The organism is Paenibacillus sp. J5 (assembly GCF_054955055.1).
This window is the reverse complement of the sequence record NZ_JBUEDD010000015.1, coordinates 87,240-102,305: the sequence shown is the minus strand read 5'-3', so window position 1 is coordinate 102,305 and position 15,066 is coordinate 87,240. Positions and strand designations below refer to the sequence as shown.

Sequence of the window (15,066 nt, the reverse complement as noted above, 5' to 3'; positions counted from 1 at the left end):
AATAATCAGGTACGGAAGGGATAAATCCCAACGATCCCTTTCCGTGTTATATCCAACCTACGGAGGGAACATGTATGTCTTATAGCTATTATGGAGAACTATGTACAGAGGTTTATGAGCTCACGAAGAAGACGGGCCAATCGATCGGCGGGGATATCGAATATTATCGTGACCGATTGAAGCATTGCAAGGGACGCGTTCTTGAAGTCATGGTCGGATCTGGACGTGTGCTGGTTCCGCTACTAGAATCCGGTCTGACTGTGGATGGCGTGGACTATTCGCCCGAAATGTTGGCTGCTTGCCGTCAACGTTGTGAAGAACGAGCGTTAGCCGCCGATCTGTACGAATCCAGTCTTCAAGACCTTTCTCTGCCCCATCAATATGAGGCGATCATCATTCCAAGCGGTTCATTCTTGTTGATCGAGAAGCGAGAAGAGTCGCTTCACGTCTTGCAACGTCTGTACGACCATCTTCAGCCAGGCGGACGCCTTGTGCTTGATCTGTTCCTGCCTGACACTCAGTTCGAGTGTGGTTCGTTCAGTGGAGCATCCTCATTCACCTTGCCTAATGGTGACCTCATCACCATGGAGGAGAAGCTTGTTGAGGCCGATTTCTACCATCAATACAAGGTTACCTTAATAAAATACGAGAAATGGCGTCATGGCGCACTGATTCAGACAGAGCTGCAGCGACTTGCACTACGTTGGTATGGGGTCGAGGAATTCAAGCTCGTGCTGGAAAGCATCGGCTTCTCAGATGTCGTTGTATCGGCTGACTTCGAATATGGCAAGTCACCTGCACATCGGAATCAGAATTATGTATACGAAGCCTATCGCAAGTAAGCAGCCTCAGGGGTTCTGGTTAATTAGCCAGGACCCCTGAGTTTGGTCATCGAGAAATTCTCGATGTATTCGAGCAAGGAAAGAGCACATGTAGACAAGAACAACGCCTGTAATGGAGTGTATGAGCGTAGTCTTAATGAGCGCTTGTATATTATTTAATTGAATTGGTTTCACCGATTATAAAATGACTTACTGTCTCTCTAAACAATTCGATCTGCTCCTTATGTGGCGTATGACCACAGTTATTGAATATCGCCATTTCACCTTGCGCGGTTTCACGATAAGCACGAATATGATGTTCACACGTCACGGGGTCATGGTCTCCTATTATTAATAATGAGGGAACGGTTAAACGGGATAATAGCGGAACGACTGACTCGAATATTTTCCCTTCCTCTATTAATCGTCTTAGATGAACATCTGTTCGATCTGCAAATTCATCCCACTCCTCATCTGAATATAACGAATAGTCGGATGGAATCTCCTCATTCGAGTAAATCCGTCCCTTGTTGTCCCCTAACTCCTCTCCTAAATGAAGGTACTCTCTAAATAGTTGGTCTGCAGGCAAATCTTCCTCTAGCCGTTCCAAACATTGCTGTGACTGTCCCGAATCCCCCATGAGCTCAAATAGATTAGCAGCCTTCTTCAACATGCTTCTGGCGGTCCATCCAAAATCGAATGTAGGACATTCAAAAATTACCCGATTAACAGACGCTGGATAGTGGACAGCATATATCAAGGCAAGGTACCCCCCAAATGAATGAACAATAACCGACCAGTCGTTGATACCAAGCTGACGACGAAGCTCCTCACAATCATCAATCAGATCTTGAAGCCCAAAAGACTCATGCTCCAAAATCCTCTCGGACCGACAAACTCCCCTCTGATCAATTGCAATGACATATAATTCGGCTGCGAGCCTCTTAGCTTGGTGTAGGACAAACTCATAACAGCTCTCACCCGGCCCACCATGCAAAAAAAGCACTGCAGGTGAGCTTTTCTTACCGAAAGCTTCGACATGTATCCCTTTTCCGCGAATTTGCATGGAATGGTTCATTCTTTTCTCTCCTTTGGCTCCTAAAATGAATGTTCGTATTATCGATCACCATCGTCTCCTGAGACAGCTTAGGGCTCCCGCAGGCCTTGCCTCTCTGAGTAGAAATCCGCTTGTGACAATATCGCATTCCTGCTACAATACTAAAAGTTATTCTCCCCCTATAATAATAAAAGGTTGTTGAGTTGAATGATGTCATTTTCCCGATTGTGCAAATGCAAGCCCCCTATCCCGTAATCTCAACAAACGAATAATGATTTGATTGAGATTTTGCAAGTATAGGGGGAAGCAACCATGTTAAGAAAAGTCTCAGTGCCATCATTATGGTTATTTATCGTATTAGTAGGTTTTCCACAAATAAGTGAAACGATCTATACACCATCATTACCTGATATTGCAGAGCAGCTCCAAGCAAGCGGCAATCGTATCCAATTAACATTAAGCATCTATTTTCTAGGCTTTGCTGCGGGGGTATTTTGCTGGGGCAGATTATCCGATTTCATTGGCCGCAGACCTTCCCTATTGTGGGGGATTGCTGTCTATGGAGTCGGCAGCCTTGGCTGTTATGTCGCGCCATCGGTTGAATGGCTGCTTGTTAGCCGTTTTGTTCAAGCCTTCGGAGCAAGTACAGGCTCTGTTGTGACACAGACCATTTTGCGGGAGAGCATCCCGGATGATCAGCGACATGGCATGTTTGCTCAAATTTCTGCCGCGCTCGCTTTTACTCCAGCTATCGGGCCATTGCTGGGTGGATGGATCGATCAGTGGCTTGGCTTCCGTGCTGTTTTTATGACCTTGATTGTGATGAGTATTGCCATCTTCGTCTATACGTGGACCTCTTTGCCGGAAACACGAGATGCTGCTACAATTACAAAGACTAGCTCCTTTGCTGTAGCTGGAAGAATGATTAAAGATAGCTATATCTGGACATTCAGTTTTTTGATTGGTGCAACGAACGGGATTTTATTTAGCTATTATGCCGAGGCTCCTTTTATTTTTATTGACTTCTTCGGACTGGAGCCTGGTTGGTTTGGATTGCTTGGCATCTGTGTGGCCGTGTCGTCTATTATGGGCGCTATACTGTCCAAGAAGCTTCTGCGCAGGCTGAGCGCTGAAACAATAATTTTCTATGGCTGCCTTACGACTGCTGTCGGGACTCTGATCTTCACGGCTTTCGCTTTGACGGGACTGCAGTCCAACGCAATGTCGATGGTCTTCATCCTTGTCTGTCTCTTTATTGTGCTCCTTGGCATCGGTATGACAATTCCGAATTGCTTAAGCCTGGCCTTAGTTCAGTATAAGGATGCGATCGGCACTGCAGGAGCGGTATTCGGACTGAGCTACTATTTGCTTGTTAGCTTGATAACGAGCGGTATGAGCTATTTCCATAATGAGTCTTTGCTTACGATGCCCCTTTACTTTCTCGGTCTAGCCATTGTAATGCTCTTAGTCAGCAAAGCTCTGGTTAACAGAAACAGGTGAGAACAAAGCCTTATAGCGAAGTGATCATACGATTGAGGAACGGGCTCATTGGGCCCGTTCCTGCAATCTGTTGAGAGGTCTCAACAGGCTTGGCGCATCTTAAAACTCTTCAGGAAGCGGGCAACTCCCTTTCACACGCTAGGGCATCCTTGCTCTTAATGGCTTAGAAGCCAACGACGGCCTTGCTCCTCTAATTGCGCCACGGTTTCCTCGAACGTTCTGACCGGACGGTAGCCCAAGTCGTCCTTTATCTTATGGGAGCTATACGCCATTCTTATGGGGTCACCGTCGGGTATGGTGAGCTTCTTGTCCATCGCACGCGCAATACGCAGAGTAAACTCATCTTCTGTATAGTTTCCGTCTATAGCATTGTAGACCTGATTGACGGCCACAGGATGTGTCGCCGCAAGCACACACATTTCTGCCAAATTCTCCGCATGCACCCATGGTGCCAGATCATCAGGATGAATCCATGTCACGCGATCTGCCTGGGCAAGCTTGGCGACTAGTCTATCGCCCCAGTGAGAGTTATGTTCGGCACAGATAATGCCAGGACGTAGAATCACACCTTGTAGCCCTCTAGCCATAGCATCTTGTACAATTCGTTCCGATTCGCATTTCGTTGCAATGTATACCTCGGAGTGACCATATGCCAAGCTACTTGCTTCATTCAACTCCACATCCCCATCAAGATGACCGTAGACCGATAAAGTGGAAATATGAACAAATCGTTCCACTCCTGCCGATATTGCCCCATCAATCAGACTTTGAACCCCTTGGATATTGGATGCCTCGGCAAGGGTTCGATCCTCTCCGAGATACGCGGCGGCGTGAATGATAAGGCTTACATCCTTGAGCGCTTCCATCATGGCATCTAAAGGAGTGACTCAAATTGAAATATTTTACTTATGAACTGTTATCTACTATGAATAATGAGAGTTTGACTGAGGAGCAGATCTTGGATGCTGAGGAAGCATGGAATACTAATAGTATATTATATAAAAATGAGTATAACAGTTTAATGGATCGATTGCCTACAAAGGTCTATTCTCGCTTTATAGCGCACGGTTTTCATGGGTATCTTTTAGAACATCTCAATTTCATCCACACTAGCTTGTATCACACTAGCATTGATTTTATACTTGCAACGGATCGAGAGCGCTGGAAATTATCCTTTAAAGACGTTTCACATTTTTCATTTACGCACTTATATGAGAGTGCTCCATATCGAATTTTTCATCCTGATCTAGACTCATGGGTACGAGAAGAATTCTGTTCCATAAACAACTCGAACCTTCGCTTTGAAGTATTATTTCAATCAGGCGCTACGATTCAACTGCAATTCGAAGATCAAAATGTTACGTTAGAAAAACTATAATTGCAAAAAGCCCCTCCCTTTATCGATAAAACACGGCATGAATCATCGAGTCCCTGCCAAGGGGTTACGTTATTCTGAGAAGGAAAGGAGGTGTGGGGATGGATTTTCTGGAGCGCTTTAATCGTGCAATTGAGTACATCGAGGATCATCTTGCAGATCAGCTAGATTATGAAGACGTAGCCAAAATCGCGTGCTGCTCTGTTTACAATTTTCAGAGAATGTTCTCCTATATGATGGACTTGCCCCTATCGGAGTACGTGAGACGTAGACGCTTAACTCTTGCTGCTGTGGAACTTCAACATCATCATATTAAAATCATGGACCTGGCCATAAAGTATGGCTATGAGTCCCATGACTCGTTCACCCGCGCATTCCACAAAATGCATGGGGTTACACCTTCTCAAGCCCGTAAACAGGGGGCGGTGCTCCTATCCTATCCACGTATCTCCTTTCATATTTCAGTAAAGGGAGCTGAGGAAATGCGTTATTCGATTGTGGATAAGGATGCATTTGAGATTTTTGGGATGGAGGAAATCTTCTCTCTGACTAATGATCCGACCAACAAGAGTGTGCCTGAGTTCTGGCAGGAATGTCATGCTAATGGATCATATGAGGCATTATTTGATGCGGCCAATCTTCATAAACGGGGAGAAACCTACACTGGTTTGTGCGCTATTCATGCTGCGCTTAATTATCGTGACACTGGTCGTTCCACCTACCCCTATATGCTTTTTGCATTTGTTACAGAGCAGAGTAATCCAACAGGATATACTCGAATCACTGTTCCTGCTCACAAATGGGCTGTTTTCACATCGGAAGAGCATGCAGACAGTCAGATTGGATACATGACACAACAGTTGTGGAAAAGAATCTATTCCGAATGGCTCCCAGCATCAGGCTATGACAAATTAGATGGGCCAGACATTGAAATCTACGGCAACGCTGGGAACGGGACATATTATAGTGAGGTTTGGATGCCTGTTGTGAAGAAATAGCACTTTTTTCTTGCCTTGTTCGACCAGGTGCCCGATAGTTCACTGACGTCATGATAGAAATAATGGCTCGCCGCGCTAGCTGTGTATGTAACAGCAGGTTTGGGGCCACCCTTAGCGGGATGGCCCACTCATCGAATCAAACATTATCAACAAAGATAAATACGTTTCCAAAGTATTGCATGAATCTTTTATACTCGGCATTCTCTTTCAATATGATGATGGAGGGGTAGGCATTTATTTTGCGTTGTTTTAACGAAGCCAGCAGCTCCTTCTGCATAGTACAATAAAATTTTCCTTCCGCATACTGAATAAGAAGAGGTGGAAGCGCAGACGAATCATCTTGTTCACCCGCAAGGCTCTCCCCAATACCCATTTCTTCGCGCTGAATGAGACGTAATGGAAACTTGATGACTCCGAAGTAGAGAGCTTCTCCCTCTATGAGATCATGTACATTGGGATCAGCTTTCCAGGTGAGCAGTAAAAAGCATTGGACCCATTCTTCGATCATCCCGGCAGTCGCATAGCGTGCAGCCGACTTTATGGTAGGAGAGTAGGTCAGCGACGTATCGTTATTCCTCGAATAGATAATTTTCTTAATGGAATCCAAAGATAAGAAGTATTCATCCGCAAGTTCGGATACTGTCAGCCCGTGAGCGTACTTGTTTCGAATCATTCGATTGCGTTTCTTCAGTTGAGCCCGGTAGCCAGACGCTTCGCCCCAAGCCCTCTTTTCCTCCCCAGAGGGAATATAGAGTAGCTTCCCCGCGGCATATTTCTGGATTTCCTTCAGCAGTTCCTCGGGGAGGATATGGCTGGCATTTTCATATTTCATCCTATCACCATCTATAAGGCGTATATTCGATCTTTCAGTTCGCTGATGGATGTCATGATGCTCGTGCAGGACTCCGTATCATCAATCGATGCATGCCAACGCAAGACATCGATCCCTTTATAATAAGCCATACATAGGAATCTCTCGTGGAAGTCTGGGATGACGATGTCCCTGTTCCTGCAGTACTCGAACAACAATTCCGGAATACGCAAGTATGGTTTATTCAGATCCATAATTACAAAATCGAGAAGGAAATCACAGATGCCGGATCTGCTCCAGTCAGGGAACCCAACCGCCGTCTTGCCATCCGTAATCATATTCACGAAGAAGGTATTATTATATACCAAATAACGTTTCCCTTCACAATACGGAATTCTGTCCTTCATTTCCTGCAAGTATGTTTCGAAGAATTCACGCTCAAGTACCGTTGTCTCGAACATCTCTGTCCAATTATACCAATACCCCTCTTTATGATCTGCGAATGTCTCGATCAGAAATTCCTTACAGCTTCTATATTCCAATTTACATTCGTCATTAAACTCGCCATAGCCTTCTATTCCCTTTAGATCGGATGCATGAATTTCCAGAATCTTATCAAAGAACAGCTCGTGGCAGCCTGCAAACTGTTCTGGGGTTAATTCATCAGCAATACATCCATTCGGCGTCATACTTACCTTCTCAGAGAGCAATGATTTAATAATATTATCCTTCCCCATACGATCTCTCCCTTTCGAAATCAGGATTCATCAGGTGCGCATCTGATATAAGAAAAGGATATCATTGTAAGTATGTGGGATATAGGCAATGAATATCTTAAATTAACTTTACATCATCCAAAAACTTGCCGTTATTTGTGATAACGTCTTCCGCGCTGTCTGTAACGGCAAGTTTTCAGCCAGCGTTGGAAGTGACCTTGTGATCTAGGGCTCGTATGGTTAACTCCCGAATCCGCTAACGCAGCCGCTAAGCATGAGCCAGCGTAGGTACACAGAACACGGGCAGCTCTCCCAAATCAGAAAGTGGTCGAACAAATAAGATATCTTCATGCTTACCCATTGGTTCTACATAAGCTTTGTTGAGGAGCTGATCGGGTGTGAAATGGAACCGGACTTTCCTTGTTTGTTCCGTTGCAATCCGGGAAACCAACGTTTCCAGGTTCACCTCTTTGTCGCTGATAACATCATATACATGCAACAGATCGCCTTCATGCTCAAGAACGATGATGGCATCGTCAGTTCGCGAATAATACAGGCATTCGGGAAATACGTTCAAAGCATAAAATTGAAATAAACCAGGGACGTTATAGACACCAAAATGTTCTGAAATGGGTCTGCGGGAACGAAGCTTTTGCTTAATGAAATCCCAATGCTCTTCCTTCGAAACATCCAGTTTATCGAGTAACATGGGCTGCTCTTGGAGCTGAACCGTTAGGTTTAAATGAAATTGATGTTCAGGTAAGATAGTAAACCCAAATTTAGGATAAAAATCAAGCACACTACTGTTCGCAAATAAGAAAAACAAATCGCATGTGTCTCCGTAGGTTTCCAATACATACTCCATCAGTTGTTTTGACAACCCTTTACCCCGATGCTCGGGATGAGTCATTACAGTTCCAATTTGCAGTGCCCTTTTGATTTCACCATTAATGACCACGTCCATCTTGCTAACGGAAACATTAGCAATTATTTCGTCATTGGCAACAATTGAATGGCAAATATAGCGATCGTCCCAGGCTCCCTTTTGGTACCATGCTTCGAAGTCCAATCCAAATACTAGCTTAGAAAGCCGATTGAAACTTGCTCTATATTCGTCTCGGTTTTTGAAGTCATAACTATGTATCATCATCGAAAGTGTTTCCTTTCTAAAATAAGAATAGTCTTTAATTGTGGTACGGTTCTCCACGCTGTATGAAACGGCAGGTTTTTGTCGACGCTCCTTTTTGCACAGAGTATGGCCCAACATTTGTTACTGTAACTGATTCAATCACGAAGATTTCGTCAGAAATATCTGGATGGGCTCCTTATTGCGGATAAAAAGAAGACATCCGCAAGCTCTACCTATTATGTAATATTTAGTTACACAACTATAATTTTATATATTATACAAATAAAATCTTGACTGCTGTATTCAACTCCTATAAACTCATGTCCAAGTAGAAATTGAAATTATTAACTATAGCACTATTATAAGTTAATCTCAAACTACTAGAGTTAGTAAAGCAAAAATTACATAGGAATAGGAGTTCGAATAAAATGAGACAACTATCTTTAGGAAAATCAGGACCACAGGTGAGCGCTCTATGTCTTGGTTGTCTAAACTTCGGCACGAATACCGACAAAAGCTTATCGTATCGACTACTGGATCAATATTTGGAGGCAGGAGGTAACTTTCTGGATACTTCCAACAACTATGCCTTCTGGAATGGAACCGGAGTAGGCGGACAAAGCGAGACCTTGCTGGGAGAATGGATGAAGGAAAGAGGAAACCGGAATCACATCTTTCTGGCAACCAAGGTTGGAGCGAACCCAACCATTCCCGGTGGCGGCTTTGCTTCTAAAGAAGGGTTATCCAAAAAGGCCATTCATAAAGCGGTCGATGAAAGCCTCAAGCGGCTGCAAACCGATTATATTGATTTGTATTACGCCCATATTGACGATATGGATGTCCCTCTGGAGGAAACGCTCGAGGCGTTCAATCAATTAGTACAATCCGGCAAAGTAGGGGCCATCGGATGCAGTAACCATTACACCTGGCGGCTTGAACAGGCAAGAAGTATTAGTCAATCCCGCGGCTTTGCTTCCTATCAATGTATTCAGCAGAGATATACCTATTTGCGCCCTAGACCAGGCGCCGACTTCGATGTACAGATCAGCGTTTCGGAGGAAATGCTCAAGTATATTGAGACCCATGAGGAAATCGCCTTACTTGCCTATTCACCTCTGTTGAACGGCGCGTACAGCCGCCAGGATCGTCCAATTCCTGTGCAATACGCTGGCCCAGACGCAGAGACAAGAATTGCCGTTTTACAGGAAATCTCCAAAGAAACGGGCGCAACGCATAATCAGGTAGTCCTCGCTTGGATGCTGAGTAGCTCCCCGGTTACCCTGCCGGTAATTGCAGCAAGCTCAACGGAACAGCTTCAGGAGAACCTACAGGCACTCGATGTAACGCTTACTCAGGAACAGATTAAAAGGTTAAATGAAGCAACATACTAAATTGGACGAAGCCTCTTTTACGTATATTGAGAGTTCACCATTGGAAGGGCCATTCCTCGGAGGAAGGCCCTTCCTTGCTCCTGTGCTGGAAGGAGGGAGAAGGCTTTTAACCCCAGCACTCAAGTGATTGACCGCTTTCTGACCTTACTCCTTTTTGCCGCGCTATGTTCATTCTTTTCCCCCTTTATTGAAACCCCAATTTAATTAAAGCTTGTTGTATTTCCTGGTCTGCTTTACTTTTGAGAGTCGCGAACTCTACTGAAGATAAAGATTGAGGAAGCTGCTGATGGATAAAGGAATCAAAGTCGATTGCCGTTTTGACTATGCGAAGCTTACGCAGAGAAGGCAATTGCTTCATTCCCGTCACACGGGTCAAGCCCTTGCAATTGGATATGGATAATTCATCTAGCATCTTCATCTCCAGGTCAAAGGCAATTTCGTTCAGTTGAATCTGGTCCTCAATGACGAGTCTCGTTAGAGACCGAAAGCTCGCAATGTTGGTCAGATCATGAAAGCCGCGGACTCTGCAAATCTCCAGATCGTCAATGTCATTGACCTCGATTTCCCTTATATCTTCTCGTCCTCCTAGCAAGATGCGAAGATGCTTCAGCTTCCTCAGTCGGTTAACAAAGTGTAGCGGCAGCTTGCTGATGGAATGAAGCGCGAGATAGTTTAAATTCTCCAGATTGCCTACAGCATCGAGATTTTTCACCTTGCCTCCGACATGCAGGTGCTCCAACTGCGTATAAGCATTGAAATGCTGCAAGTTGAGCGTTCTTTTCTCCGCCATAATCGTTAGCTCTTTTACAGATCGTAGTGTTTCAATGCCCAGAATTTCCGAATTCTCCAGCTCGAATATCCCTATATGTAAATTGCGCAAGTATTCCAGCTTGGCCAATGCCTCTATGTTATGCGCTTGGGTAAGACTATTGAGATGCAGCATTTTGACATGGGGAATCCGCAAGAGAGTATGGCAATCAAAAGACAGGGAATAGTGGGCGTAGAAGCGTACTCCGAAATCCTCATTATAACGCTCGCAAAGCTCGTCCACTTCCTCCAAGATGGAACCATAGAAGTCCGGGTGGGAGAACTGGACAATGACTTGGTTGCCTTCGTTCAAGTCCTGCTCGATCTGAATCCGGTCCAGCGCGACAGGATCATGGATCAGTATCTTCCTTTTCCACATTTTACGCATTCATAGTCCCTCCTTTGGCCATGAATCACAAGTCCGTCTTACCGAAAATCCACGGTCCCCTCAGTTAAATAGTCTCCTTAATACGTCTCATAAATGAGTTCAGGGTTCATTGCAAGCTTCTTATTAAACACAGCATAGATGTAAAGTCGTCCTGTAACGGCAACTTACTTTTGAGCATCAAGAACAAACATCGATGCATCTTGTCCCATGAATATTTTACTTCCCGTATAAAAAGTTTTGGACTTAATATTCTTATACCCAATTTTCGTCATCCTATCGGATAGCTCATCTTGATGGAATCCATTATGGACGATGTCTGAAACGATATTTTCATTTTTATCAAAATCCACGATGAGCAAATGTCCCCCTTCATTGAGAACATCAAATAATCTAGTTAAAACGGATTCATAATTATCGATATGAAGCAAAACCTGAGCCATAAAAATATAGTCGGCACGTAAATCGGATAATCCATCCTTTTCAAAATCGAAGCATATTGTATCTGCATTTCGAATTTTGGAATTAGTAATCTTTTGCTTGATTTGGTCAATCATACTTGGTGAAGTATCCAGAAAAAGCATGGAATGAAAGTCATTGATCAAGTTCATGCCGACTAGACCAGTTCCGCACCCAAAATCAATAGCATCCTTACTTTTGGTGTCAACTATATATCCCCGTATAGCCTCCGATGAAACCTTGGCGATATGGACTCTTTCTGGCGTATCGTATATGTTCGCAATCATTTCAAACTTTTCCGTATTCCCCATGTTCATCTCTCCACTCTGTCTTAATTTTGTTCTATTAATGTAGAATTATCGTATTCCTTAGGAAAACCGTTACTTCTTCTTTACTGGTATCCAGATCTCACCCTGTGTATGCCCTGGCATTCCATAATACATTTCGAATTGAGGACCCTCAACCTGCTCGTATCCAGATGTCGGGAACCACTCGCTGTATATCCGTTCCCATAATTTTTGCAATTCACATTGCGGCTCCGGGAAAATAGCCCAAGTTAAAGCCGGCACAGAAAGCTTTGTAAATCTCTCCGGAATTTCAAGTCCCCTTGGTAGATGATAGCATACCATGTACTTGAATGAATCTCCCGTATGGTCATACAAGGCAGCATGCAGCACGTTATTCCCAAACCGCCCTAGCAGTTCGTTCATTAGATCCACACTGCCGTCTTCATCACATTGTTTACGGAATTGAGGAACATCTGTAAATGCTGCTTGAAAATCCTGACTAACAAGGCCATAAACCCCGAACATGTCAAACGCCACTCTTTGTTCAATCCGGTAATTCATCTCGACATCTCCTTTTATTGAGATATGAAAGGACATTCGAGGATAGGCTTTTAAGGAAACGCCTTTATCGCGCGCAGATATCGGCATGATCCCATGGAGATTCTTGAACGCCCGTGCGAACGCTTCCGGCGATTGGTATCCATATTTCATGGCTACATCGATCACCCTTGCATCGGTTGTCTGCAGTTCAAAAGCCGCCAATGTCAATCGTCGACGTCGAATGTACTCGGATAACGTGATTCCGGTAATGAACGGAAACATTCGTTGAAAATGATACGTCGAGCAACAAGCGATCTGCGCTATGTCATCATATGAGATATTGTCCGCCAAGTTCGTTTCGATATAATCCATGGCGCTTTTCATCCTCTCCAACCAATCCATCGTTCTCCCTCCCTCCCGAGTTAAATACTATCGCAAATAAAAATGACTTGCCGTGCATTTCATGCACCAAATTGTCAGTATGTTCTGTGTCCCCAAAAAGCTCGGTTGCGCCTACTTTCCCCCAAGTATGGCTCAATCTGAACCCATGTCTGGTAAAGCGCCCAAAGCTCCTGCGGGGTTTTTCGAAAAACATGCCGTTATTTATGATACGGTTCAGCTTAACAGGTCTATCGGTGAAAAATGCGAAAGGAGCATGCCGCGGCAGCAAGAAATGAACTTACTTCCCCGGATTAAGTAGCTCAAAGAAACGCTATCATTTCATATGTTTAATAATCCAAAGTCCCCAAATAAAAAAGTTGGGCGGAAAAACGTAATGTTTTCCGTCCAATTTCTTGGTTCTTTTGCTTCTGTTGGAAAGTCGCGAAGCAGATGTCCCGTTAGGTTTTTCAGTCATTTTTGTTCTCTAATTTCAAAACATACATGCTCGATTCGAGGTTATAAATGCCGAGTATATCTGGGGTGACATGAAATGAATCCATATTGTCCACGATATCCTTCCGTTCACCAGACGCCAATAGCACACCCCAATTTGCATGAGACTTTCCATCGGCAGTGAAATTACTATCACTCATATCGGCGGTTAATACGGTAACAGTTGCGCTGGGATAGCAAACAAAAACACTGTATTCATGTGGATTACCTCCGTCATCGTTCATGCTTTCGGTTCGAACTTCGTAAACATTTGTTACCTCAAGTTTGAGTCCACCATAAATAAATGTTTTCGTTTCTCCGTTTTGTGTCGGACCTGGTGTCTTAGGAGGTGCTTGAGGTGACGTTGAAGTCGGTGTTGAACTCGAATCAGTGCTGGGAGTCATAGTTTCAGTAGGCACATTGTTGTTTTTGCAGCCGACTAGCAACATCAAGATAGTAATTGTCATGAATATTACCATAGTACGTATCATTTGATTGGAGTTATTCATTATAAATTTCCCTTCCCAAAAGAATGGTTTCACTTCCTTACCAGCATAATTTTTCCTTCTTATATTTAGACGTAAACATTTGGATATTGTTGCATTGTCCTATCCATTACTTCAATCGCAGCCCCAGATCCCGTTTCGTCTATAACCGCCAGCTAAACCTTTTCCACAGTTTATATTTATTTGCTTTATGCAAACAATCTATCCCGGAATAGATCAACTAGGCAATATATTGGCAAATAAATGTGTTAAACTAAAATGAGAATTAACGATCCATACTATAGAATGCTACACAACCGAATGCAGACAGATTATATTCCAAACATATTGAGAAAGGACTGCCATGAATAGTTCTCTGAAGCAACTGATGAGGCCCCTATTAATACCAGCGATTCCCGGTGGAATCATTACTATTCTTATATTTTATTTTGATTACTTCCATTTTGAACTTGTTGAAAAGTTTCTACTGTTTGCGGCTTTCGTCATTGTACCTCTTGTAATCTTACTTTTGAACTATGATGAAAAGAATATACAGCAACGAATGGTTTATGCCGCTATTAAATGGCTTCAATTCCCTGCAGCGCTTCTTGCCCTAATTTCCGTAATGAGCAGTAAGCTGTGGGGATTAGAAGGCACGGCAATACCAGGGATTCTCTCCCTTGGGTGGCTACTGTTCACGCTACTACTTGGCACCTATGGCTTGATCACTATTGTGATTTCTAAAGGAAAGGCAGCGGAAATAGCCATTGGCGCGGGACTCGTTTATTTTTTTGTCGGGGGCATTTGGTTTACCTTATATCAATATCAAACTGACCTCTACCAAGCCAATCTTACAACACACGCGTTAAGCTCGGTGCACTTTCATTTTTCATCTGCTATCGTTCCGATTTTTATTGGTGCACTGGGAAGGATCATGACGAAAAAAAGCTGGTATCCCTGGGTCGTTGCTATCGATATCATCGGACCACTATTGATTGCTGTAGGTATGATTTTCTCCAAGCCTATAGAGTACATTGGTGTCACGTTGTTCGCATGTAATATTGTCATTTACACCACGTATCTCCTTGCTTACTTGCGGAGGAACTCTTTACACAATAAATCAAGCTTCTTTTTAGGGCTTTCCTGTATTGCCTTTTACACGGTTATCGTCCTTTCCATTTTGTATCCGTTACTAAGAAATATATTTTCCTTAACCATACTCGATTTCATTCCCATTTACGGATCTCTGCATGCATTTGGTTTTGTTTTATGCGGACTCATTGGTTGGGTGTACATGGTAGACTCTATTAAAAAAACAGCTTACCTACGGGAATAGATGAGTGATCCACTTTTGTGGATGATGATGACATACAAAACCAAACGGCCTCAGTCCCATCAGGGACGAAGGCCGTTTTTGCACTGCTTGTATTCT

General features: G+C 43.7%; 14 protein-coding genes and 1 pseudogene. 6 read left to right on the top strand and 9 right to left on the bottom strand.

Features of this window, described 5'->3' with window-relative positions; translation table 11 throughout:
• Positions 1 to 74 precede the first annotated feature (74 nt).
• Positions 75 to 842 carry a class I SAM-dependent methyltransferase gene (locus ACY1JZ_RS23510; RefSeq protein ID WP_270166917.1) on the top strand — a complete coding sequence of 256 codons (768 nt, stop codon included), beginning with the start codon at positions 75 to 77 and terminating at the stop codon, positions 840 to 842.
• Between the two features lie 151 nt (positions 843 to 993).
• Here ACY1JZ_RS23510 and ACY1JZ_RS23505 read toward each other — a convergent pair whose 3' ends face one another.
• On the bottom strand, positions 994 to 1,899 hold the full coding sequence (locus tag ACY1JZ_RS23505; RefSeq protein WP_462631166.1) for an alpha/beta fold hydrolase: 906 nt from the start codon (positions 1,897 to 1,899) through the stop codon (positions 994 to 996).
• A gap of 291 nt (positions 1,900 to 2,190) precedes the next feature.
• Between ACY1JZ_RS23505 and ACY1JZ_RS23500 the strand changes: the two genes are divergently transcribed.
• A complete protein-coding gene (locus tag ACY1JZ_RS23500) occupies positions 2,191 to 3,378 on the top strand; it encodes a multidrug effflux MFS transporter (RefSeq protein WP_462631165.1) in 1,188 nt (395 codons plus the stop codon).
• Positions 3,379 to 3,533: 155 nt separating this feature from the next.
• Here ACY1JZ_RS23500 and ACY1JZ_RS23495 read toward each other — a convergent pair whose 3' ends face one another.
• Complete coding sequence (locus tag ACY1JZ_RS23495; RefSeq protein ID WP_462631164.1) at positions 3,534 to 4,244, bottom strand: NAD-dependent epimerase/dehydratase family protein; 711 nt, start codon at positions 4,242 to 4,244, stop codon at positions 3,534 to 3,536.
• A 26-nt stretch (positions 4,245 to 4,270) separates the two neighbouring features.
• Between ACY1JZ_RS23495 and ACY1JZ_RS23490 the strand changes: the two genes are divergently transcribed.
• On the top strand, positions 4,271 to 4,756 hold the full coding sequence (locus ACY1JZ_RS23490; RefSeq protein WP_270166921.1) for a hypothetical protein: 486 nt from the start codon (positions 4,271 to 4,273) through the stop codon (positions 4,754 to 4,756).
• 98 nt (positions 4,757 to 4,854) lie between these two features.
• Positions 4,855 to 5,751: an AraC family transcriptional regulator gene (locus ACY1JZ_RS23485; protein WP_462631163.1), complete on the top strand. Its 897-nt coding sequence runs from the start codon at positions 4,855 to 4,857 to the stop codon at positions 5,749 to 5,751.
• A gap of 574 nt (positions 5,752 to 6,325) precedes the next feature.
• Here ACY1JZ_RS23485 and ACY1JZ_RS23480 read toward each other — a convergent pair.
• The 3 genes and pseudogenes from ACY1JZ_RS23480 to ACY1JZ_RS23470 all read right to left on the bottom strand — a co-directional run.
• Positions 6,326 to 6,583, bottom strand: a pseudogene (locus ACY1JZ_RS23480) (CD3324 family protein); the annotation flags it as partial.
• A gap of 11 nt (positions 6,584 to 6,594) precedes the next feature.
• Complete coding sequence (locus ACY1JZ_RS23475) at positions 6,595 to 7,299, bottom strand: hypothetical protein (protein WP_462631162.1); 705 nt, start codon at positions 7,297 to 7,299, stop codon at positions 6,595 to 6,597.
• A gap of 247 nt (positions 7,300 to 7,546) precedes the next feature.
• Positions 7,547 to 8,428, bottom strand: coding sequence for a GNAT family N-acetyltransferase (locus ACY1JZ_RS23470; protein ID WP_462631160.1), 882 nt, complete (start codon positions 8,426 to 8,428; stop codon positions 7,547 to 7,549).
• A gap of 407 nt (positions 8,429 to 8,835) precedes the next feature.
• Between ACY1JZ_RS23470 and ACY1JZ_RS23465 the strand changes: the two genes are divergently transcribed.
• Positions 8,836 to 9,798: an aldo/keto reductase gene (locus ACY1JZ_RS23465; RefSeq protein ID WP_462631158.1), complete on the top strand. Its 963-nt coding sequence runs from the start codon at positions 8,836 to 8,838 to the stop codon at positions 9,796 to 9,798.
• A gap of 184 nt (positions 9,799 to 9,982) precedes the next feature.
• Here the strand turns inward: ACY1JZ_RS23465 and ACY1JZ_RS23460 are convergent, their stop codons facing one another.
• From ACY1JZ_RS23460 to ACY1JZ_RS23445, 4 genes are all read right to left on the bottom strand, one after another.
• Complete coding sequence (locus ACY1JZ_RS23460) at positions 9,983 to 10,993, bottom strand: leucine-rich repeat domain-containing protein (protein ID WP_462631156.1); 1,011 nt, start codon at positions 10,991 to 10,993, stop codon at positions 9,983 to 9,985.
• A gap of 164 nt (positions 10,994 to 11,157) precedes the next feature.
• Positions 11,158 to 11,760 (bottom strand): class I SAM-dependent methyltransferase, encoded by a 603-nt coding sequence (locus ACY1JZ_RS23455; protein WP_270166928.1) that lies wholly within the window; start codon positions 11,758 to 11,760, stop codon positions 11,158 to 11,160.
• A gap of 69 nt (positions 11,761 to 11,829) precedes the next feature.
• Positions 11,830 to 12,678: an AraC family transcriptional regulator gene (locus tag ACY1JZ_RS23450; RefSeq protein WP_270166930.1), complete on the bottom strand. Its 849-nt coding sequence runs from the start codon at positions 12,676 to 12,678 to the stop codon at positions 11,830 to 11,832.
• A gap of 446 nt (positions 12,679 to 13,124) precedes the next feature.
• Entirely contained in the window at positions 13,125 to 13,658 is a 534-nt protein-coding gene (locus tag ACY1JZ_RS23445; protein WP_462631153.1) for a hypothetical protein, read from the bottom strand.
• Positions 13,659 to 13,998: 340 nt separating this feature from the next.
• On the opposite strand from ACY1JZ_RS23445, the gene ACY1JZ_RS23440 reads away from it, so the two are divergent.
• A complete protein-coding gene (locus tag ACY1JZ_RS23440; RefSeq protein ID WP_462631151.1) occupies positions 13,999 to 14,970 on the top strand; it encodes a YndJ family transporter in 972 nt (323 codons plus the stop codon).
• Positions 14,971 to 15,066 lie beyond the last annotated feature (96 nt).

Bases quoted from the DNA above. Each gene is read 5' to 3' on its own strand.
- ACY1JZ_RS23510 (WP_270166917.1), top strand. From the start codon at position 75: ATGTCTTATAGCTATTATGGAGAACTATGTACAGAGGTTTATGAGCTC.
- ACY1JZ_RS23505 (WP_462631166.1), bottom strand. From the start codon at position 1,899: ATGAACCATTCCATGCAAATTCGCGGAAAAGGGATACATGTCGAAGCT.
- ACY1JZ_RS23500 (WP_462631165.1), top strand. From the start codon at position 2,191: ATGTTAAGAAAAGTCTCAGTGCCATCATTATGGTTATTTATCGTATTA.
- ACY1JZ_RS23495 (WP_462631164.1), bottom strand. From the start codon at position 4,244: ATGGAAGCGCTCAAGGATGTAAGCCTTATCATTCACGCCGCCGCGTAT.
- ACY1JZ_RS23485 (WP_462631163.1), top strand. From the start codon at position 4,855: ATGGATTTTCTGGAGCGCTTTAATCGTGCAATTGAGTACATCGAGGAT.
- ACY1JZ_RS23475 (WP_462631162.1), bottom strand. From the start codon at position 7,299: ATGGGGAAGGATAATATTATTAAATCATTGCTCTCTGAGAAGGTAAGT.
- ACY1JZ_RS23470 (WP_462631160.1), bottom strand. From the start codon at position 8,428: ATGATGATACATAGTTATGACTTCAAAAACCGAGACGAATATAGAGCA.
- ACY1JZ_RS23465 (WP_462631158.1), top strand. From the start codon at position 8,836: ATGAGACAACTATCTTTAGGAAAATCAGGACCACAGGTGAGCGCTCTA.
- ACY1JZ_RS23460 (WP_462631156.1), bottom strand. From the start codon at position 10,993: ATGCGTAAAATGTGGAAAAGGAAGATACTGATCCATGATCCTGTCGCG.
- ACY1JZ_RS23455 (WP_270166928.1), bottom strand. From the start codon at position 11,760: ATGGGGAATACGGAAAAGTTTGAAATGATTGCGAACATATACGATACG.
- ACY1JZ_RS23450 (WP_270166930.1), bottom strand. From the start codon at position 12,678: ATGGATTGGTTGGAGAGGATGAAAAGCGCCATGGATTATATCGAAACG.
- ACY1JZ_RS23445 (WP_462631153.1), bottom strand. From the start codon at position 13,658: ATGAATAACTCCAATCAAATGATACGTACTATGGTAATATTCATGACA.
- ACY1JZ_RS23440 (WP_462631151.1), top strand. From the start codon at position 13,999: ATGAATAGTTCTCTGAAGCAACTGATGAGGCCCCTATTAATACCAGCG.